Below are 20,218 nucleotides of genomic sequence, written 5' to 3'. Positions count from 1 at the left end.
AAACATCATGAAATCATTTACAGTCGCAAGTATTGCTCTTGTCGTTGGCGCAGCAATCGGTGTTGGTGCGAGCCAATTTTTCCCGATGAACCACGCTGCTATGAGTGGAGAAATGTCAGAAAAAAGCGCAGATGAGCCGCTTTATTGGGTTGCCCCGATGGATCCGAACTATCAACGAGACCAGCCGGGTAAGTCACCTATGGGGATGGACTTAGTTCCTGTTTATGCTGATGACTTGGCAGGAAAAAAAGATAAACCTGGGACGGTCACCATTGATCCTGCGGTGGAAAACAACCTTGGGGTAAAAACCGAATCTGTGATGTTAGAACCTTTGACGCCAAAAATAGAGACGGTGGGCTACGTTGCCTTTGATGAAAGTCGTCTGTGGCAGACCAACGTCCGTGCGGCGGGGTGGGTTCAAGACCTATTTATTAATGCGGTAGGTGAAACTGTATCCAAGGGTGAAGTGTTGTTTACACTCTATTCTCCAGAGTTAGTTAAGGCACAAGAAGAGTTGTTGAGCGCTTATAAAACGGGTCGTAAAGGTATGATCTCAGGTGCTAAAGAACGACTGGTCTCTTTGGGAGTTGATAAACAGCAAATCAATCAAATCGTGAGACGTGGCAAAGCATCGCAAACCATAGAAATAAAAGCGCCAGCCGATGGAGTTATCGCAACCTTAAATATTCGAGAGGGTGGTTATCTTTCTCCTGCTCAAGCGGTAATTAGCGCCGGCCCTCTGGAAGAAGTTTGGGTTGATGCCGAGGTGTTTGAACGTCAAGCACACTGGATTTCACAAGGCACTGCAGCTTCGATGACGTTAGATGCGGTTCCGGGTGGTGAATGGAGCGGTCGTGTGGATTACATTTACCCAATCCTAGATCCAACCACTCGAACACTGCGAGTGCGTCTTAAGTTCCCCAATCCTGATGGTGAGCTGAAGCCGAATATGTTCTCGAACATCACGCTCAAACCAGAAAGTGACGATCAAGTTCTTACAGTAGCTCGTTCATCGGTGATTCACTCGGGTGGCATGACGCGAGTGATGTTGTCTGAAGGTGAAGGTAAATATCGCTCACATCGTATTCGTGTAGGGCGTGAAGCGGGCGATCGTGTCGAAGTGCTTGAAGGTCTCGAACAGGGTGTGAGCGTCGTTACTTCTGCTCACTTCATGTTGGATTCGGAGTCTAGCCAAACGGCAGATTTGTCTCGAATCTCTTCAATCAATGAAGAGCCAATGCAGATGAGCGATTCCGTGTGGGCAAAAGGCAGTATCACCAATCTGATGGTGGGACACCGCATGGCAACCATTGAGCATCAACCGGTTCCTGAGTGGGATTGGCCGGGAATGGTGATGGACTTTACCTTCTCTGATGAGGTTGATTTATCTGGCTTAGCGAACGGTCAGGCGATCGATTTTAAAATGGAGAAGACGGATTCAGGGCAATTCCAAGTCACCGAAGTGAGCCAAAGTGATAAGACAATGGCGACGGAAGTCTGGGTCGAAGGCGATATCACCATGCTGATGGCAGATTTTGGAATGATCACAGTGAATCACCAAGCTGTTGATGAGTGGCAGTGGCAAGCTGGAGAGATGAATTTCACTGCTAGCGATGACATTCCACTTGATGATTACAAAGAGGGACAAAAAGTGCGTTTCCTCGTGGTGAAATCTGGCACGGATTACGTGTTGAAGAAAATTGAGTCGGCTGAGGAGTAGTGATGATTAATGCAATTATTCGCTGGTCGATCAGCAATCGATTCTTAGTGCTTGTCGCCACTATCGCTCTGACTTTAGGAGGCCTCTACAGTGTGAAAAATACGCCTGTCGATGCCATTCCGGATCTTTCTGATGTACAAGTTATCATCAAAACCAGCTATCCGGGACAAGCGCCGCAAGTGGTAGAAGATCAGGTGACCTATCCGCTTACTACAGCAATGCTCGCAGTACCTGGTGCTGAAACCGTTAGGGGCTATTCGTTCTTTGGTGATTCGTACGTTTATATCATCTTCAACGATGACACTGACATGTATTGGGCACGTTCAAGGGTGTTGGAATATCTCAGCCAAGTCGCGCCTAAGCTGCCAGCCAGTGCTAAGCCAACACTTGGCCCAGACGCGACCGGTGTTGGCTGGATCTACAGTTACGTTCTACAAGATAAAACTGGTCAGCATGATCTGGCGGAACTTCGTAGCCTTCAAGATTGGTTCTTAAAGTATGAGCTGCAAACCGTCAATGGTGTGTCTGAAGTCGCGACAGTCGGTGGCATGGTTAAGCAGTATCAAGTGCAAATTGATCCCGCTAAATTGCGTGCCTACGACCTAACACTGAAGCAGGTCAACAATGCTATTCAAAGCGGTAACCAAGAAACAGGTGCATCAGTTATTGAAGTGGCAGAAGCTGAGCATATGGTGCGCACGTCGGGCTATTTGAGTGGTATTGACGATCTCAAAGCACTGCCTTTGAAAGTGACCGCTAAAGGTACACCGTTATTACTAGGTGATATTGCTGATGTGAATCTTGGCCCTCAGATGCGTCGTGGTATCTCAGAGCTTAATGGTGAAGGTGAAGCCGTTGGCGGAGTCATTGTTATGCGCTTTGGTGAGAACGCCAGTGAGGTGATCGCGGAGGTAAAAACAAAGCTTGATGAGTTACAGCGCAGCTTGCCGGATGGGGTTGAGATTGTTGCGACCTATGACCGATCAACCTTGATTGACTCGGCAGTAGAAAACCTTTGGCAGAAGCTTGCTGAAGAGTTCTTGGTGGTCGCGATTGTGTGCGCGTTATTCCTATTCCATATTCGCTCATCATTAGTCATCGCACTGAGCCTTCCAGTTGGTATTTTGTCGGCATTCATCGTGATGCACTGGCAAGGAATCAACGCTAACATCATGTCTCTAGGCGGGATCGCAATTGCTATCGGGGCTATGGTTGATGGCGCGATCGTGATGATTGAGAACGTGCATAAACATATTGAGCGCACTCCGCTGAATGACAACAATCGTTGGCAAGTGATCGGCAAGGCCGCAGAAGAGGTGGGCGCACCGCTGTTCTTCTCATTACTTATCATTACCTTGAGTTTCGTGCCTGTGTTCGCATTGGAAGGGCAAGAAGGCAAGATGTTCTCTCCACTTGCGTTCACCAAGACTTACGCGATGGCGGCGTCTGCGGGCTTGGCGATCACCTTAGTTCCTGTGCTTATGGGTTACTTCATTCGTGGCAAGGTGCTTCCTGAGCATAAGAATCCAATCAATAAAGGCTTGGTTGGTCTATATCGCCCATTGCTTAACCTAAGCTTGCGTTTCCCGAAAACGATCATCATGGTTGCACTGGCCTTGATGGCATCTGCGTATTACCCAACCAGTAAGCTAGGCAGCGAGTTTATTCCGCCACTGGATGAAGGAGATTTGATGTACATGCCGACGACCTATCCGGGTATCTCGATAGGTAAAGCGCGTGAATTACTCCAACAAACCAATAAGTTGATTAAAACTATTCCTGAAGTAGAAACGGTGTGGGGCAAGATCGGCCGAGCAGAAACAGCGACCGATCCAGCGCCACTAACCATGATTGAGACGGTGATTCAGTTTAAACCTAAAGACACTTGGCGTGACGGTGTCACACCGGAGTCGCTGCGTGATGAACTAAATAACCTGATTCAATTCCCGGGCCTAACCAATGCTTGGGTTATGCCAATCAAAACTCGTATCGACATGTTGGCGACGGGGATTAAGACTCCAATCGGGATCAAGATTGCAGGACCTGATCTGAAAGTGATCGAGAAGATAGGGGCAGATATTGAACCCATTCTTAATGACTTACCGGGAACAGCGTCTGTCTATGCGGAGCGTGTAGCTGGTGGTCGTTATGTCACTATCGACATTGATCGCCGAGCTGCTGCGCGTTATGGCCTAAACATCGCTGAGATACAGCAAGTGATATCAACAGCGGTAGGCGGAATGAATGTCGGTGAGACGGTAGAAGGTTTAGAGCGTTATCCGATTAATGTTCGTTATCCGCAAGAGTATCGCGATTCGGTGATCAAGTTGCAAAACCTGCCTTTGATAACGGCGAATGGTGCGCGCATCGCGTTAGCCGACGTCGCTGACGTGCGTTACGAAGATGGTCCGCCAATGATTAAGACGGAAAATGCGCGTCCAAACGGTTGGGTATTTGTTGATATTGAAGGACGTGACTTAGGAACTTATGTCGAAAATGCCAAGCGTGCGGTGGCAGAACAATTAGAGCTTCCTGCTGGCTACTCGCTGGCTTGGTCTGGGCAATACGAATACATGGAGCGAGCTAAGGAGCGCTTGAGCATTGTTGTGCCAATCACCATTGCAATCATCATGCTCTTACTTTACTTGAGCTTCCGACGTGTTGGAGAAGTCATGGTGATCATGCTGACTTTACCGCTCGCGATGGTTGGCGGGGTGTGGTTGATGCATTACCTCGGTTACAACTTTTCGATAGCCGTAGGCGTTGGCTTTATTGCCTTGGCCGGCGTTGCAGTGGAGATCGGAGTGATTATGTTGGTGTACCTCAACCAAGCGTGGAACTTCAAAAAACAAGACCACGAGAATGCGTACACACCGCTGCAGCACAAGGATCTGCTGGATGCGATTCGTGAAGGTGCTGGCTTACGAGTTCGTCCGGTGATGATGACGGTTCTGACGGTAATCATCGGTTTGATTCCAATTATGTACGGGCAGGGTACAGGCTCTGAAGTCATGCAGAGAATTGCAGCCCCAATGATAGGAGGCATGGCCTCAGCGTTACTTCTGACTCTGCTGGTGATCCCCGCCATTTTTGTTTTGTGGAAACAGCGAGATCTGAAATAGGTTCTCTCTAGGTTATTGAATTAAATGGCCTAGTGAGACTTTCGCTGGGTCAAAACAACATCAGGAATTATTATGAAAAAGACAATTATCGCGTTGAGCTTAGCTCTATTCACTGCTTCTGCTTTTGCTGAGATGGACCACTCTAAAATGGACCATGGAAAGATGGATCACAGCTCGATGAATCATGAAATGATGGATCATTCCACTATGGATCACTCGAGTATGATGGGAATGCAACGTACATCTAGTGTAGGGATGCCAGCTAATGGCGCTAAACCAGACAAAGTGGTTCATGTGGTCCTCAATGACGACAAAACCATCACTTTCAAGAAAGAAGTTAAGATCGAGCCAAACGATGTGGTGCAGTTTGTAGTAATGAATGCAGGCAATGAGCCTCATGAATTCTCGATTGGTAGCAAAGAAGAGCTAGAGAGCCATCGCAAAATGATGGCAGCAATGGCGGGCATGGAACATGACACCAAGAACTCTATTGTCGTAGAGCCCAAAAAGGCCCGTCAGTTTATGTGGCACTTCCACGGTGACAATGAGGTTGAGTTCGCTTGTAACTTCAAAGGCCATGCTGAAGCTGGTATGACAAAATCAGTTAAGCTTTAAATTGAGATTCGTCAGGCAGAAATGGATTGGGTCGCATATAGCGGCCCTTTTTTTGATTAGAATAGTACAGAACCCATTGTGAAAGGATCCATTAATGGCGGAGCAGAGTAATTCGATTGCCATCGTCAATGCTGATGATGTGGAGTGGTTTGTTGAACTGCTGCAGCAGTTTGAGCAAGACATTTATTTCTTGCTGCGGGAAGCGAAGATCCCTAACGATATTTTTACTAATGAACGGGACTATCAGCACCTTCCTGAAACCGCGTTTAAGAACGTACTTGAATTGATGGAGCAGTCCGCATCCAGAGAAGAATTAACGCTCTTGCTATGGAGTTTCTGTAAGCAAGTCTATGTCCCTAAGTTTTTCGCCCAGTTATCTGAACGGACTTCGCTGAAAGCCGCTTTAGATGAGTTCGCTGAGCAGCTTAAAGCTCGTTCCACGGGGGCCAATATTTACACCAAGCAGTCCGGCGGAAAATGGTGGTTGGTGCGCGAAAAACCTTTTTCTGACGCGCCATGGTTTAAGCTGTCAGAGTTATTCTCGGTCATATTTATTAATGAGTTACTTCTGAGTCTGACTCAAGGTAAGTGGCGTGCAACTGAGGTAGGGATCCAAAGTAGTGATTTAGAGTATTTCCAATCATTACCTGAGATGGCAGAGGCTCAGTTTTTTATCGGTCGTCCGGTCACGGCATTTGAAATTCCTGACTCACTTATGCAATCGCCTATCGTCTTAGCTCGAAATTTGAGTATGAAGGCTGAGAATTTTCAACAACCCATTAAGCAAATCGGTGGCGTTCACTCATTTGTTAGCTCGTTTCAGTTAGCGATTAAGCCCTATTTGTCTATGGGTAAACTGCCGATTAGTCTTGCCTCTGAGATCCTCAACATCAACGTGAGGACAATCCAACGGCGTTTGGAAAAAGAGGGAGTGATTTACAAAGCCTTGATAGAAGAGATGGTGCTAGAGCAGACACTACTGTTACTTGAGCACTCTGATTTATCAATTACAGATATCGGCGCCAAAATGGGTTACTCAGACTCATCACACTTCACTCGCGCCTTTAAACGTCAAATGAAGATGACACCTAGGCAGTATCGTAAAGAGCGCAAGGTCTAGAAGGCACAGTCTGTCTTTATCGGCGTTTACCGCAGTCTCATCTTAAATCGGTGGCATAAAATGGTAAGTAAGTGGTATGGGAATCCGCCAAGATGGCATTTCATTATTTGAAATCCTATTAACGACGGAGGACTGGCCATGATCATTCACTATCGAGTACAAGATGTTGAGGAGCTTTATGGGGCAATCGATCTTGCGAGTTTTTTACAGCTCGCCTTGCGAGGTGCTCGATTCCCAACTTTAACCCTCTGATTGAAATAGCGAATTTTCCAATTACACTTGAAGCATAAGTTTGAATGGAGTCAACTTAATGCTTTACCTGCTAAATCGCTTCTATCCCTCAGTTATCGGGGCCGTTGCCCTCACGCTTCCTTCTGCCGCCTTTGCAAGTAGCCCTGCGCTGCAAGACAGGCTGGAGAAAATCTTTGCGGTTTCCATCGCGCTTACTGACAGCGATGCCGTTTCTATCGGCTTTGTTGATTTTGATCCTAACTCGCTGATCAATTTGAATGACAGTGGCTTTGGCTCTGATACGACAATAGAAACCCGAAGCCAAGTCAAAGTAGGGGCTATCCCATATACGAGTGTGATCAAAACAGATAACCCTGACCTAGACTTCATCTGGTCGGTGCGTGTTTCTTACGTAACCACAGAGCAAGAAATTGAGATCGACTCTAGCGTGACACCGGATCGCACCTTAGACCAGAACCAAGACACGGTATTGGGGGCTTATGGCTTTGCCGGCCTTGTTAGTCACTTTGATGAGCACTGGTCACTTGCCTATGGGTTGGGCTTGCATACCCTCTACTACAAGAATGAGTTTGATTACCGCAACAGCTATTCTCAGGGGCTTCAACAGCAGCTTGATGGCTACGCTTTGAATACTTCTGCATGGGCGTTGATCGCCGAGCCTTCTTTAAAGCTGAAATATAACCAGCGGCAAGAATGGGGCAGCTGGAATGTTTCTTCGCGCGTGCGTTATTTCTATGGCACTGGCGGAGGAGAGGCGAATGATGGAGATATTGGAAACCCTGAAGGACTGAGGTTTATCAATGAGCTTGAATTTCGACAAAAGGTAGCACTTGACTCTGTGCCTCTCGATAACCCTCAGATTCATTATAACTTCAGGCGCATAGATGTTGCGGGGGATTTAACCTCGCCCTTAGATACTCATTATTATTATGAATTTGGTGCTGGCTTGGTGTTCGATATGCCTTACGACTCTTACTTCTTTGATAACTTTGGGGTAGGTATCAACTTCAACTATGGCAGCTCTTTGAGTGGTGGAAGCCTTATTATATTACTCAATAACTAGCATATTAATTTGGATAGCTGAGGGTTAGCTAATTTGAATTTGTATGTGTCGTAAAATGGTAAATAACGGCTTTAAAACTTGGTCATGATGTAGGCTCTGTCATCACAAGAGCGTGCTATGAAAAAGTTATCCCCTGAACCCAGAATTCCTCTCTATGTTGTTTCTGCTTTGGTTCTCAACTTACTTTTTACCCTTTGGTTGCTCAATTCTGCCTCCAATATAACGGTGGCAGCGTCTGTGTGCGTGGTGTTTGTTATCAGTACCATCATCGCGGTACGCCTATATCAACATGAGAAACGGGACCGCGATTACAGCTTATCTGAATCGATCATTGATGGTATCGCTGGCTTTGTTGTTCTAGATCGCGATCTCAGGGTGATGCAGGTTAATCAGCAGTTTTCGAAGATCACTGGATACGCTTTTGCTCAGATTGAAGCGCGTTCTATTTTAGACCTCTGCTTTATGAGAAATCGAACGCTGATTCCTACCATACAAAACGCGCTAGAGCATAATTATCGCTGGAAAGGGGAGGTCAGTGGCATGAACCGTCTTGGCGCGCCGTTTACGGTGAATGTCATCGTAGAAAGGCTCAGTCAAATCGTCCCACATAAAGAGAAATACGTGGTGACCTTTACAGATATTACTCAGAGAAAAGACCTCGAGCGTCGCCTGAGAACCTTGGTTGAAACCGATTCACTGACCGAATGTTGGAATCGCCGCCGTTTTGATCGGGAACTCGACCATTACGTCAATTTAGCGAATCGTTATACCAATACTCAGACCTGTTTAGCGATCATCGACATCGACCACTTCAAACGTATCAATGATGAGTTTGGGCATGACCAAGGTGATTTAACATTGAAAGAGGTAGCTAAAGTGCTGCGAAGCCGTTGTCGCGCAACGGATATCATCTCACGAGTCGGTGGTGAGGAGTTCGCTGTGTTGATGCCGGAAACGACGCTGAATGAAGCCGGCGAAGCGATGCATCGATTAAAAGAGGCCATCAAACAATCTTCGACGCTAGGTATTACGATCAGTTGTGGTGTCTCCGTGGTGCATGATCAGGCTGATAGAACGTATCGAAAGGCAGATAAGGCGCTTTATCGAGCGAAACAGAGTGGGCGTGATCGAGTTTGTATTAGCGAAACCACATTGGCTGAGCGGACAAATCGCCGCTCTCCAGTGCAGCCCATTGAGTGTTCGCCATTGAAAACGGTGGCGGTGAACCGCTCAAGAGCCAGTTAAATTACTTTCGGAAATAGATCGTTGATAGATTTTAGGTGTCAGTCCGGAGACACGTTTGAATGCACGGGAAAAGTGGGAGATGTTGGTATAGCCAAGCTGACTCGATATGTAGGTCAGGGTGTGGCCTTGCTCCATCAATTCACAGGCTACCGAATACATTAGGTTCTCTTTGATCTTGCGAAAAGAGGTGTTCTCTTGCTTTAGCTTTCTTTGGAAAGTGCGCACGGAAAAGTTGAGTAACTGCGCAGCGTCCTCGATCGATAGGTCTTGCTCTTTCACGTACGGCTTGAGCAGTTCATAAACACTATCAGTAAAGCTAGTATGCCACTCAACTAAAGCGGGCTTTGGGCTTAGGTCTTTGCTGGTGAGTTGAATAGGCAAGTGCAGAATGTCATCAGGGATCATCACTGACGTTTTTTCTTGTTGAATATATATCTGACAATGATTGGTGGTTATTGTGCTCACCACGTCGCTTTCATCCCCCTGAAGACGAATCTTCGTAGGTTGCCAGGGGCGGTTAGAGAGTATGGTAATAAGCTCAATGATGTAGATGATGGCAAACGCTTCACCCCACTGGAATTTAGGCGAATCATCACTTTGAGCCTGGCGGCAAAACCAACTTTGACCGTGTTCTTCATCCAGAGTAACCCGGCTACCGGGAGAGTCGTTGGAGAAAATTTTACCGATGTTTTGTAACGCATCACCGATGGTTTGGTAATCGACAAACTGATGCAAGACATGTGGGATGATGCGACGGCGAAATGCTAACCCGAGTAGGTCGGTAAATTTAGAGACGCCTAACTGAATTGAAGCGAGATAGATCAGGCGTTTAATCGATTCAGTGGGCACGAAATCACTGTCGGACTGAATCAGATCGGGCGGAAGCCCGGAATCTTCCAGCAACTGATGTAAGTCCATTCCATAGTCGCTAAACATCTGCACTAGAATCTTTGCATAATTTGTTTGTACTACAGGGACTTGGTAATCGACTTCTGCCATAACGAAACAATCCTTTGTGTGTATTTGCAGATAGATATGTGTGCATTGATAATAATTAGACGCACCTATCAGTTACAGAGTGCTATTAGATAAATTTAACTCTAATTTCTTGAGTTTTCCATGAGTAGGCTTATTTTTAAAGTACTAATTTTGTTGATGTTACCTAGATGAAAGGGAGTGGTATGTCTGAAGTTAACGAGGCGGAATCATCTGCAAGCAGTGAACCAACGCAGCAGCCTAATAAAAGGGACAAAGTCAGAAAAGTGACAAACTACTTATTGTTGTTTGTCGCCGTGATGCTGCTATTCAGTATTATTTCTGATCGACTTATCCCGATTACGGATAATGCTCGTGTGAAAGGTTACATCGTTCCAATCAAACCTGAAGTCTCAGGAAAAGTCTTAGATATTCGTGTCCAACCAAATCAGTTAGTGGAGCAAGGGGATGTGCTCGCTGTCTTGGATGATTCAGATTATCGAATCGCTGTGGCGCAAGCAGAGCAAAATCTAGAAATTGCCGGGCAGAATGTTGGCGCACAAACGGCCAATATAGCATCAGCGCAAGCCAAGCTAACGTCGGCGATTGTCGAGAGACAGAATACAGATCTACAAGCTAAGCGTGTGTTAGCGATGGCAGACAAAGGTGTGGTGTCGAAGTCGGATGCAGATCAAGCACGTGCAGCCTTGGCAACATCAAGAGCGGCAGTCGTCAATGCTGAAGCCGATCTTGAACGAGCTAAAAAACAAATGGGTAAAGAGGGTAAAGAGAACAGCCAAGTAAAAGCGGCGTTGTTAGCTCTTGAGCAAGCGCAGCTTAACCTAGAAAGAACCGTCATTACTGCACCCACTCAAGGTGGTGTCTCAAACTTCAGTTTATCTGAAGGTTTTTTTGCCTCTTCTGGTCAAGCCATTATGACGTTTGTTTCGACGCAAGATATCTGGATCGAAGCATATTACCGTGAGAACAGCTTAGGTAACGTCGCGGTGGGTGACGAAGTGGAAGTCGCGCTCGATTTTGCACCGGGTAAAGTCGTCTCAGGGCGAGTCAGCAGTATCGACTGGGGTGTAGATTGGGGTCAAAACGATCAAGCGGGTAAGCTTGCTCAAGCGAGCCAACAAACCGGATGGCTGCGTCAAACCCAAATGCTGCCTATCACCATTGAATTTGAGCGTGATGAAGTATCAGGCATGTTGAGAGTGGGAGGGCAAGCGGATGTTATCGTCTACAGTGGCGATAATTTCGTCTTTAATGCGATTGGCAAGCTTTGGATTCGACTAATCAGCGTGCTTTCTTATGTCAGATAATGCCATCTTAGATGAGCAGGTTCAGCGACGTATTCTTCGCTTCACAGTTGGCGTGATCCTTGCGGTATTTTTGGCCGCTTGGATCAACTGGCCACTGGCGTTTGTCGCCCCTGTGTTTACAGCGAAATTCTTGATCGACAAACCGAATCTTCACAAAGAGACGGTATATGAACTATTGCTTGCACTGGTCGCCACGATGGCGCTTGGCTTGATGCTCTCACGAGGGATCACGCATTACCCAATACCTCTGCTGGTGCTAGTGGGGTTGATGATGCTCTGGGGTTACTACTTGTTCGTAGACCCTAAGTGGAATCTGTTTGCGACTATTCTGCTAATCGCAGTGCTTATGTTGCCGTTCATGGCGATCGATAATCCAGGAATGTCGGTGATGCTGGCATCAGGGCTGGCGACTTCCGGTGTGGTGTCCGTGTTGATTTTTGCTCTGGTTCATATCTATTTTCCTGAGCCTAAATCGGACTTTTCTGGCTTTGCGCCTGCACCGTTGGATCGCAAGCAACGCTGGTATGCGGCGTTTAGAGCCATGATCATCTCTTATCCCGTGGTCTGCTTCTTCTTTATTTTCCAAATTTCAGAAGCATTGTTGACTATGATGTTTATTGCACTGCTCTCTTTAATGATCACCGCTGAGAAGTCGGTGAAATTGAGTGCGTTTTTGGTGATCAGTAATGGTATTGGTGGGCTACTGGCGATCGTGGCGTACTCAATATTGGCGATTGTGCCCAACATTGTTTTCTATTCGCTGTTTATTGGATTAGTCGCGATTTTTATGGCGCGGAAGATCTATACCGTGCCAGAAAAGGCACCAATATTTGCGACGGCGTTTAGTACCTTACTTGTTCTTATTGGCAGTACTTTGATGAGCTCAGGTGACATTGACAGTAATACACTGATACGCATTGTCCAACTGGTCATGATTGGTGTTTATATGATTTTAGCTTCCTTGTTTCTTGAAACTCGGAATTGGAAGTTTCTGCAAAATCAGCCTTAATTTTTTATGAACAAGGATGTTTTATGAAGTTAACTGAAGACTTTTCAAAGCAAGCAATTGATGCAGCGATAAAAATTGCCGCTGTGGCGATTCTTGTTTACTGGTGTTTCTCTATTCTTAAACCGTTTATCTTGTTGGTGATATGGGGAGCTATCATTGCGACAGCGCTCTATCCTGTGGCGGTGGCGATCTCCAATAAAACCGGTATGTCGAAAGGGAAGGCGAGTGGCTTACTGAGTTTTATTGGGGTGTTGTTGCTCCTTATTCCCCTTATCGCGTTGTCCTCAGGTATCTATACCAGTGCATCTGACCTAGTGAGTGGTTTGCAAGATGGCACTTTATCCGTTCCCAAGCCTAAACAGTCTCTGCAAGAGATCCCACTTGTCGGAGAGAAGATCTATGGTGCGCTTGTGTACGCTTCAACAAACATTGAAGGGGCGTTTGTGAAGTACGCAGAAGAGATCAAACAGTTCGCAGCAAAAGCCGCTTCGATTCTTGGATCTCTGGGTGGTGGTTTCGTGCAGTTTATTATCTCTACCATTATCGCTGGCGCTTTCATGAGTAACGCAGATAAATGTCAGCTTGGTTTGACGCATTTGGTCGCACGTTTAACCGATGGTCGCGGTGAAGAGTTGGTTAAGCTTTCCAAAGTCACAGTAAGAAGTGTGGTTCAGGGTGTGATTGGTGTGGCTGTGATTCAGTCGGTGGCTTCTGCTATTGGCTTGGTGATTGCGGGTGTGCCTGCCGCGGCGTTCTGGGCGTTAGCGGTACTCTTAATTGCGATTATTCAATTGCCACCGATTCTCGCGCTTCTGCCTGCGATTATTTACATGTTCAGCGTTGAGTCGACCATGGCGGCCAGTATTTTCTTGGTCTGGTGTCTGCTGGTGAGTGGTAGTGATGCGTTCCTTAAACCGGTGCTATTGAGTCGTGGTTCTCACATTCCAATGTTGGTGATTCTGCTGGGTGCGTTAGGCGGCATGGCGATGTCGGGTATTGTGGGTCTCTTTGTGGGTGCGGTAGTGCTGAGTTTGACCTATGAGCTATTAATGGTTTGGCTCAACTTAGAACAAACCAGTTCACAAGAACCAGAAAGCTTAGAAGAACCAGCAAAACAAGAAGAGGCGAAGTAGATGAAGCCTGTTTCTAAGGACGATAACTTTTACTTTTTGTTTTTCGCCTTATTGGTGCTGTTCTTTGGCTGCGCCGTGATGCAGCAGTTTTATCCTCAAGGCCAAAAGACCATCTTGTTTCTGATTATCATGACCTTAGCGGTTTCTATTGCGGGTATCCACCAAGAGCGAGCACTGTATCGATCTTGGTATGGTTTATTGTTGTTAACGGCTGGGGTGTCCGGGGTGTTTTCATTCTTTGAAGACTATAACCTCTCGATTGTGACCCTCTCTGCACTGGCAGCTTTCTTGTTTTCTCATATCTATTCCGCGCTCAGGCAGGTAATGCAAGCATCGAGTGTCACTAAAAACCACATCATTGGCTCAATCTGTATTTATCTTTTGATTGGTCTGGCTTGGGCGACCATTTACTTGTTGATCTTAGAGCTGTTGCCCCATGCGTTTAATGGATTGGAAGAGCGAGAGTGGCTGAGTAATCTGTTTAACGCGATGTACTTTAGCTTCATTACCCTGACCACGGTTGGGTATGGGGATATCTCTCCAGCACTTCCTGTAGCTCAATTCTTTGTGTTTATGGAATCGATTATTGGTAGTTTTTATTTGGCTATCATGGTGGCGAGTCTGGTCAGTATTCGATTGAATCAAGGGCAGGAAGATCAGAGCTAGTCAGGACAAAGCTAATCACTGACGCTAGTTACCATAGAAAGTAAGTCTTATCCTAAATGACAGAAAATAAAAGGCCGTTGAGAGTGGTATGACTCTCAACGGCCTTATGTTTAAGCCGGGTTATGCCTTACCGTTCTTCAACGCTTCTAGCTCACTGATTGTTGTTTGTGAAACTAACTCGCCGTTCATGTAGTAGCTGACTTCTTGACCTTCTTTGATGCCTGTAAGCGTCGCGCTTTCACCTGTGTTATAGACGATGTCCATCTGGATAGTATTTTCGTCAATCTGAATCATTTCGCCCGTTTCAATGGTGCGATTGTTAGACAGAGGTGCAACAGGTGCCTCTTTTAGGCTTGGGTCGAGTTCATCATTCACTTTGAAATGCGTGTCTGCTTTGGTATCAAAGATGTGTGGTGAACCACTGATAGGGTTTTTACCCGTCCAGAATTCAAGAGAGTTGAACACCACGTAGTCGGCGGCGGTAGTGATACCGTAGACGGGGGCAAGTAAGAAGTTCACGCCTGCTCGAGCGTAGCGGTTATCTACGACTTCTACGTTGAATTTCATCACTTTCCCTGTGACAGCATTACTACCGATACAACCCGTTAGCGCCGAAGCTAAAACCGTGAGTCCTACAATCTTTAGTGCCATCTTTTTCATCTTAGTACCTGTATTATTTAATAAGTCTGTTTCGTTGGAACAGGTGTAGTATCGACGATTTGTTTTGATGAGTTTTACCATTTAACGCCACCGGCTGGATAAACTTTCATCGCTTTAGGTTCTATGAGACTGTTAACCTGAGATGTGAAAAACGAAAAAGCGCTACCTTTTATCAGGTAACGCTTTTTGAAATTTTGGTTGGGGTGCGTAACGCATTAAAGTCTATTTCATGACATATCGATAAGCCTTAATAGCGAGCCAACGAAAACATTTAAATAGAGTGGTGCTGGCTTTGATAGCAAGCTTGGCTGTCGAGGTGAGTAACTCGCCCGTAACGATAACGCATTTGTGTAGGTCGGATTCTTTGTAATCTGAGTATGTCATGGTGCTCTCTTATTTAGTTGGGAGACTCCTGTCTGCGATACAACCCTTGTGCACGTAATGTACAGAATTCAGAAGTTCAGGATTTACCATTTAATGCCACGAGTGCCTATTATCTCGTCACTTAAAGAGATATTTGGACTCATAAGAGGGACTCGCTCCAACAGCAAGAGTGAATGATGTTATGCTCGGCAGTCCGTTGAGAGTTAGAAGAGATTAAAAGGAAAGAGAATGAGTAACCTTACACCGGATCAAGAAGCGGCTTTGGCGACATTTAAAGAGAACCTGCATTTGCCACATGGCGGTTTTCATACCTTGATCACCGAGCTAGGTAAGGAGTACCAACTTCCTTTTCAAAAAGTCCGTTCTGTCGTTAAGCAGGCACAAAAGAACGTTGAGCGTCGCATTAAGAATGAGTTTGAGAGCGTAGAAGCCTCGACGTTGACTCAAGCGAGCTGGGTAGCAGCAATAAGAACGGAGCTTGAAGAGCTGGCTAAAGAGACGGAGTCTGTGATGGACAAGCTCAAGGCTAATCCGAAGTACTTAAACGTCATTGCAGCGATAGAGGGCTCTATTACGAGCGAGGACGAGCGTGAAGAGTGGATTGAGCAACTGATTCAAGTTTATGAGAAAGAGGTGTTGAAGCCGTTACTAGCGATGTTACGCACCACCAAGTTGTACTGGACGCTTATGCTGGTGGATGAAACCTGTAAGATGACGCCAGAACAGCGCGAGAAATTTGCGGATTATCCTCAACATATGGAAGCCGCTGAACACCTGTATGAACTTGACCAAAAGCTAAGAGTCAAAGCGTTGGCTGAATAAATAACAGGTTCAATAAACAGCAAGCACAACAAACAGTAGGGCAGTAAGGTCTTATCTTCTTCAGTACTGAACATATAAAAAAACGCCCAAGCATTGATGCTTGGGCGTTTTGTTTGTTAACGGTTTATTCTTGCTAGAAGCTGTTTTGCTGCTAGAAGCAATGCTTATTTCATTGCCGCTGGCTCATCGAGCTTTTTTACGCCACCGCGAGAGGCGTTAACCAGTAGTACACCAACTGACAGTACAATCGAACCACACAGTAGGAACAGTGCTCGACCAGTGATGTCATTTGGAATTAGAGCCATCGCTAGGATACCGAAACCTGCAGTACAGATTAGTTTACCAAGCATTGAACGCTGTTTTGTGTCTAGGTTTTGCTGCTCTTGAGATTCTGCCACAACCGGTGTGTTCCAGTTCTCAAATAGCTTCTCAACTTCTGCTTCACGCTCCGGTGTACGACCCTTGTAAACCAGTGTTGTTGCTAGGAAGAAGCCACCAGTGAACACAACGTGTGCTGCTAAGCTCAGTGCTACTTTCAAATCAGACCATTCGCGACCCGTTAGTGCGTGTTCTAGGTTAAACCAGTTCTGTACGTCTTCAGCTTGTAGAGAGATACCGAAGATGTAAGAAACGAAACCACCTACAATCAGTGTTGCCCAACCAGCCCAGTCTGGAGTCTTACGAACCCACATACCTAGAAGTACAGGGATAAGCATTGGGAAGCCAATCAATGCACCAACGTTTAGTACGATATCGAACAGGCTTAGGTGACGCAGTGAGTTGATGAACAAGCCAATACCGATGATGATGAAGCCCATCATTACTGTCGTTGCTTTACTTACTACAACCAGCTCTTTCTGTGTCGCTTGTGGGCGAACAATTGGGCTGTAGAAGTTCATCACGAAGATACCTGCGTTACGGTTTAGACCAGAGTCCATAGAAGACATGGTAGCCGCGAACATTGCTGACATTAGAAGACCAACCATACCTGCAGGCATTACGTTTTGTACGAATGCTAGGTAAGCAGCGTCTGCACCCACTGAACCGTATTGCTCTGCGAAGTCAGGCATGAATGCACTTACGTACCAAGCTGGTAGGAACCAAATCAGTGGACCAACAATCATTAGCACACATGCTAGGCCAGCCGCTTTACGCGCATTTTCACTGTCTTTTGCACACAGGTAGCGGTAAGCGTTGATACTGTTGTTCATTACACCGAATTGTTTGATGAAGATGAACACAACCCAAAGGATGAAGATGCTCATGTAGTTCAGGTTGTTACCAACCATGAAGTCGCCATCAAAGTTTGCAACGATATTGCTTAGACCGCCACCGTGGAAGTAAGCCGCTACCGCACAGGTAATCGTTACTGCCATGATAACTAGCATCTGCATGAAGTCAGAAGCAACAACGGCCCAAGAACCGCCAGTTACTGCCATCAGCATCAACACTAGACCTGTTACCACAATGGTTGCTTCCATTGGGATGTTGAATACAGCGGCAACAAAGATTGCGAGGCCGTTCAACCAGATACCAGCTGAAATCAAGCTGTCAGGCATACCTGCCCAAGTGAAGAACTGCTCTGAAGTTTTACCAAAACGCTGACGAATTGCTTCGATTGCGGTAACAACGCGAAGCTGGCGGAATTTTGGAGCAAAATAGATGTAGTTCATGAAGTAGCCAAATGCATTGGCTAAAAATAGGATTACAACGACGAAACCGTCGCTGAACGCGCGTCCTGCGGCACCTGTAAACGTCCATGCTGAAAACTGTGTCATGAAGGCGGTTGCACCAACCATCCACCACAACATTTTGCCGCCCCCTCTAAAGTAATCACTTGTCGACGTTGTGAACTTACGGAACATCCAACCAATGGCTCCAAGAAAGAAGAAGTAGGCAAGAACAACAAGAGTATCAATAGTCATTTTTTCAGCCTTTTAAGTGTGATCATTAACTGACTCCTAGATTACTCTTTTACAGGTATATTTGTACTACAATATGCTTTTATTGTGATCCAAACCAAGAGCTTTTCTATATATAAAAATCCTGACAAAGCCATGACATACGGGGCTTTCAAGCATTTTTGTAAAATCTAAGTTACGGTAATAGTTTGTTTTAAATGTAACCATTTGCAATACCATTAAGTTCTTTTTAAATCAGGTAGTTAGCGTTAAAGGTGTTGGTTATTACCTTTGGCTGCCATAATCCGAATCGATTTTTGGTTGCTGTTTAATTTAGCGAGAGTGATAAGTATAGGACGTTCTTCAACGTTACTGTGTTAGTGCGCTTTACGCTAATCGCATTGATATCATCATACTATTGGACACAAAAATCGTGTTAGCACCATCCTAAATGAAAAAAGCGAGCCAAGAGGCTCGCTTTGAACATAATCTGTCGTCAGATGAATTATTTTGCGACGTGATTTACTGCATCACGTACTAGCGCACCTAGCTCATCCCACTTACCTTCGTCGATAAGTTTTGTTGGAACCATCCAAGTACCGCCACACGCAAGCACAGAAGGGATTGATAGGTACTCATCAACATTGCTTAAGCTTACGCCGCCTGTTGGCATAAATTTCACTGGGTACACAGCTGTCAGTGCTTTAAGCATGCTTGTGCCGCCTGAAGGCTCAGCAGGGAAGAACTTAAGTGTGCGTAGGCCCATTTCCATTGCTTGCTCAACTAGGCTTGGGTTGTTTACACCAGGAACGATAGCAACGCCTTTGTCGATACAGTATTGAACTGTGCGTGGGTTAAAGCCAGGGCTTACGATGAAGTCCACGCCCGCTTCGATAGATGCGTCAACTTGCTCGTTAGTCAGTACAGTACCAGAGCCAATCAGCATGTCTGGGAACTCTTTACGCATGATGCGAATCGCTTCGATTGCACATTCAGTACGTAGCGTGATTTCAGCACATGGCATGCCGTTTTCAACAAGTGCTTTGCCTAGGGGGATAGCGTCTTCAGCACGGTTGATAGCGATTACAGGGATAACTTTCAGGTTAGCAAGTTGTTCATTTAATGTCGTCATGGATAATATCTCACGTCAAAATTGGCCGATAATTACTGAATTATCAGCATTTTAAAATCTATTGGTTAGTCTCGTTCACTATTCTAATTGAGCATAGCATGACGCTGGATCAGCGTCATGCTTGCATCAAATTAAGAAGACAGAGACAGTGTTGGCATTGCTTCTTTAGGAATAATTGCACCTTGGTGCTGAATCACAGCACCAGCAACGCAGTGACCTGCAAATGCTGCGTCGCGCGCGTTTCCGCCACAGAAGCGCTTCGCTAGGAAACCTGCACTGAATGAATCACCTGCCGCTGTGGTATCGATTACGTTATCCACTGGGTTTGGTGCAACATAATGTGCCGCATCTGCTTCAACAACTAGGCAGTCTTTGCTGCCGCGTTTGATGATGATCTCTTTCACTCCGGCTTTCGTGGTGCGCTCGATGCATTGCTCAATGAACGTATCACCGTAAAGCTCTTGCTCATCATCAAATGTGAGCAGTGCGATGTCTGTGAACTTAAGCATTTTCAAGTACCACGACTGAGCTTCTTCTTGGCTAGTCCAAAGCTTAGGGCGGTAGTTATTATCAAAAATAACTTGGCCGTTTTGCTTTTTGTATTCTTCTAGGAAAGCCATAAGCGCTGTACGACCTTTTTCTGTAAGAATAGCTAGTGTAATGCCGCTCAAGTACAGAGCATCGTATGAAAACAGCTTATCTAGAAGCGTCGATGCATCTTCGCCATCAAGTAGGTATTTCGCCGCAGCGTCATTACGCCAGTAGTGGAAACTACGCTCGCCAGTTTCATCGGTTTCGATGTAGTAAAGACCAGGTTGTTTTTCGTCAATCTGTTTTACTAGGCTAGTGTCGATGCCTTCAGCGTTCCACTTCTCAAGCATGTCTAGGCTGAATGGGTCATTACCCAGTGCCGTTACGTAGCTTGTCTTAATGTTATGCTCTTGGGTTAAGCGAGATAGGTATAAAGCCGTGTTAAGTGTGTCACCACCAAATGTTTGCTTAAGACCATCATCTTTTTTCTGTAGCTCAACCATACATTCGCCAATGACCGCGATATTAAATGATTTCATG

The 20,218-nt window shown here is 45.9% G+C and carries 16 protein-coding genes; 11 read left to right on the top strand and 5 right to left on the bottom strand.

Features of this window, described 5'->3' with window-relative positions; all coding sequences use genetic code 11:
- Nucleotides 1-7: 7 nt before the first annotated feature.
- From AC6R05_RS01020 to AC6R05_RS00995, 6 genes are all read left to right on the top strand, one after another.
- Nucleotides 8-1,720, top strand: a complete 1,713-nt coding sequence (locus tag AC6R05_RS01020) for an efflux RND transporter periplasmic adaptor subunit (RefSeq protein WP_500646299.1) — start codon at nt 8-10, stop codon at nt 1,718-1,720.
- A 2-nt stretch (nt 1,721-1,722) separates the two neighbouring features.
- Nucleotides 1,723-4,842, top strand: coding sequence for an efflux RND transporter permease subunit (locus AC6R05_RS01015; RefSeq protein WP_500646298.1), 3,120 nt, complete (start codon nt 1,723-1,725; stop codon nt 4,840-4,842).
- A 72-nt stretch (nt 4,843-4,914) separates the two neighbouring features.
- A complete protein-coding gene (gene copI, locus AC6R05_RS01010; RefSeq protein WP_500646297.1) occupies nt 4,915-5,457 on the top strand; it encodes a copper-resistant cuproprotein CopI in 543 nt (180 codons plus the stop codon).
- A gap of 94 nt (nt 5,458-5,551) precedes the next feature.
- Entirely contained in the window at nt 5,552-6,577 is a 1,026-nt protein-coding gene (locus AC6R05_RS01005) for a helix-turn-helix transcriptional regulator (RefSeq protein ID WP_500646296.1), read from the top strand.
- A gap of 310 nt (nt 6,578-6,887) precedes the next feature.
- The gene (locus AC6R05_RS01000; protein ID WP_500646295.1) at nt 6,888-7,892 is read left to right on the top strand and encodes a Solitary outer membrane autotransporter beta-barrel domain; all 1,005 of its coding nucleotides are present in this window, start codon (nt 6,888-6,890) and stop codon (nt 7,890-7,892) included.
- Between the two features lie 117 nt (nt 7,893-8,009).
- Nucleotides 8,010-9,137, top strand: a complete 1,128-nt coding sequence (locus AC6R05_RS00995) for a GGDEF domain-containing protein (RefSeq protein ID WP_500646294.1) — start codon at nt 8,010-8,012, stop codon at nt 9,135-9,137.
- Here AC6R05_RS00995 and AC6R05_RS00990 read toward each other — a convergent pair.
- Nucleotides 9,123-10,136, bottom strand: a complete 1,014-nt coding sequence (locus AC6R05_RS00990) for an AraC family transcriptional regulator (protein ID WP_500646293.1) — start codon at nt 10,134-10,136, stop codon at nt 9,123-9,125. The two genes, AC6R05_RS00995 and AC6R05_RS00990, sit on opposite strands and share 15 nt — an antisense overlap.
- 182 nt (nt 10,137-10,318) lie before the next feature.
- Here AC6R05_RS00990 and AC6R05_RS00985 point away from each other — a divergent pair, with 182 nt between their 5' ends.
- The 4 genes from AC6R05_RS00985 to AC6R05_RS00970 are packed head-to-tail and all read left to right on the top strand — an operon-like array spanning nt 10,319 to nt 14,248.
- Complete coding sequence (locus AC6R05_RS00985) at nt 10,319-11,440, top strand: HlyD family secretion protein (protein WP_500646292.1); 1,122 nt, start codon at nt 10,319-10,321, stop codon at nt 11,438-11,440.
- Entirely contained in the window at nt 11,430-12,449 is a 1,020-nt protein-coding gene (locus AC6R05_RS00980; RefSeq protein ID WP_500646291.1) for a DUF2955 domain-containing protein, read from the top strand. Before AC6R05_RS00985 ends, AC6R05_RS00980 begins: the two co-directional genes overlap by 11 nt.
- Before the next feature lie 23 nt (nt 12,450-12,472).
- Complete coding sequence (locus AC6R05_RS00975; protein ID WP_500646290.1) at nt 12,473-13,582, top strand: AI-2E family transporter; 1,110 nt, start codon at nt 12,473-12,475, stop codon at nt 13,580-13,582.
- Nucleotides 13,583-14,248, top strand: a complete 666-nt coding sequence (locus tag AC6R05_RS00970) for a potassium channel family protein (RefSeq protein ID WP_285401984.1) — start codon at nt 13,583-13,585, stop codon at nt 14,246-14,248.
- Between the two features lie 120 nt (nt 14,249-14,368).
- Here the strand turns inward: AC6R05_RS00970 and AC6R05_RS00965 are convergent, their stop codons facing one another.
- Complete coding sequence (locus AC6R05_RS00965; RefSeq protein ID WP_285401986.1) at nt 14,369-14,908, bottom strand: DUF3332 domain-containing protein; 540 nt, start codon at nt 14,906-14,908, stop codon at nt 14,369-14,371.
- A gap of 612 nt (nt 14,909-15,520) precedes the next feature.
- On the opposite strand from AC6R05_RS00965, the gene AC6R05_RS00960 reads away from it, so the two are divergent.
- Nucleotides 15,521-16,114, top strand: coding sequence for a hypothetical protein (locus tag AC6R05_RS00960; RefSeq protein ID WP_500646289.1), 594 nt, complete (start codon nt 15,521-15,523; stop codon nt 16,112-16,114).
- Nucleotides 16,115-16,278: 164 nt separating this feature from the next.
- On the opposite strand, the gene AC6R05_RS00955 is transcribed toward AC6R05_RS00960, so the two are convergent.
- From AC6R05_RS00955 to kdgK, 3 genes are all read right to left on the bottom strand, one after another.
- Nucleotides 16,279-18,039: a sodium:solute symporter family transporter gene (locus tag AC6R05_RS00955; RefSeq protein WP_500646288.1), complete on the bottom strand. Its 1,761-nt coding sequence runs from the start codon at nt 18,037-18,039 to the stop codon at nt 16,279-16,281.
- A 481-nt stretch (nt 18,040-18,520) separates the two neighbouring features.
- A complete protein-coding gene (locus AC6R05_RS00950; RefSeq protein WP_285401993.1) occupies nt 18,521-19,147 on the bottom strand; it encodes a bifunctional 4-hydroxy-2-oxoglutarate aldolase/2-dehydro-3-deoxy-phosphogluconate aldolase in 627 nt (208 codons plus the stop codon).
- A gap of 131 nt (nt 19,148-19,278) precedes the next feature.
- Complete coding sequence (kdgK, locus tag AC6R05_RS00945) at nt 19,279-20,217, bottom strand: 2-dehydro-3-deoxygluconokinase (RefSeq protein WP_500646287.1); 939 nt, start codon at nt 20,215-20,217, stop codon at nt 19,279-19,281.
- Nucleotide 20,218: the final 1 nt, after the last annotated feature.

The sequence above is a fragment of the Vibrio sp. R11-SG3-ISO9 genome (genome assembly GCF_059834255.1).
The sequence above is the reverse complement of the archived record's forward strand: the minus strand, read 5'-3'. Positions and strand labels throughout refer to the sequence as shown.

Coding starts and splice junctions, on each gene's coding strand:
- AC6R05_RS01020 (WP_500646299.1), top strand. CDS start 8: ATGAAATCATTTACAGTCGCAAGTATTGCTCTTGTCGTTGGCGCAGCA.
- AC6R05_RS01015 (WP_500646298.1), top strand. CDS start 1,723: ATGATTAATGCAATTATTCGCTGGTCGATCAGCAATCGATTCTTAGTG.
- copI (WP_500646297.1), top strand. CDS start 4,915: ATGAAAAAGACAATTATCGCGTTGAGCTTAGCTCTATTCACTGCTTCT.
- AC6R05_RS01005 (WP_500646296.1), top strand. CDS start 5,552: ATGGCGGAGCAGAGTAATTCGATTGCCATCGTCAATGCTGATGATGTG.
- AC6R05_RS01000 (WP_500646295.1), top strand. CDS start 6,888: ATGCTTTACCTGCTAAATCGCTTCTATCCCTCAGTTATCGGGGCCGTT.
- AC6R05_RS00995 (WP_500646294.1), top strand. CDS start 8,010: ATGAAAAAGTTATCCCCTGAACCCAGAATTCCTCTCTATGTTGTTTCT.
- AC6R05_RS00990 (WP_500646293.1), bottom strand. CDS start 10,136: ATGGCAGAAGTCGATTACCAAGTCCCTGTAGTACAAACAAATTATGCA.
- AC6R05_RS00985 (WP_500646292.1), top strand. CDS start 10,319: ATGTCTGAAGTTAACGAGGCGGAATCATCTGCAAGCAGTGAACCAACG.
- AC6R05_RS00980 (WP_500646291.1), top strand. CDS start 11,430: ATGTCAGATAATGCCATCTTAGATGAGCAGGTTCAGCGACGTATTCTT.
- AC6R05_RS00975 (WP_500646290.1), top strand. CDS start 12,473: ATGAAGTTAACTGAAGACTTTTCAAAGCAAGCAATTGATGCAGCGATA.
- AC6R05_RS00970 (WP_285401984.1), top strand. CDS start 13,583: ATGAAGCCTGTTTCTAAGGACGATAACTTTTACTTTTTGTTTTTCGCC.
- AC6R05_RS00965 (WP_285401986.1), bottom strand. CDS start 14,908: ATGAAAAAGATGGCACTAAAGATTGTAGGACTCACGGTTTTAGCTTCG.
- AC6R05_RS00960 (WP_500646289.1), top strand. CDS start 15,521: ATGAGTAACCTTACACCGGATCAAGAAGCGGCTTTGGCGACATTTAAA.
- AC6R05_RS00955 (WP_500646288.1), bottom strand. CDS start 18,039: ATGACTATTGATACTCTTGTTGTTCTTGCCTACTTCTTCTTTCTTGGA.
- AC6R05_RS00950 (WP_285401993.1), bottom strand. CDS start 19,147: ATGACGACATTAAATGAACAACTTGCTAACCTGAAAGTTATCCCTGTA.
- kdgK (WP_500646287.1), bottom strand. CDS start 20,217: ATGAAATCATTTAATATCGCGGTCATTGGCGAATGTATGGTTGAGCTA.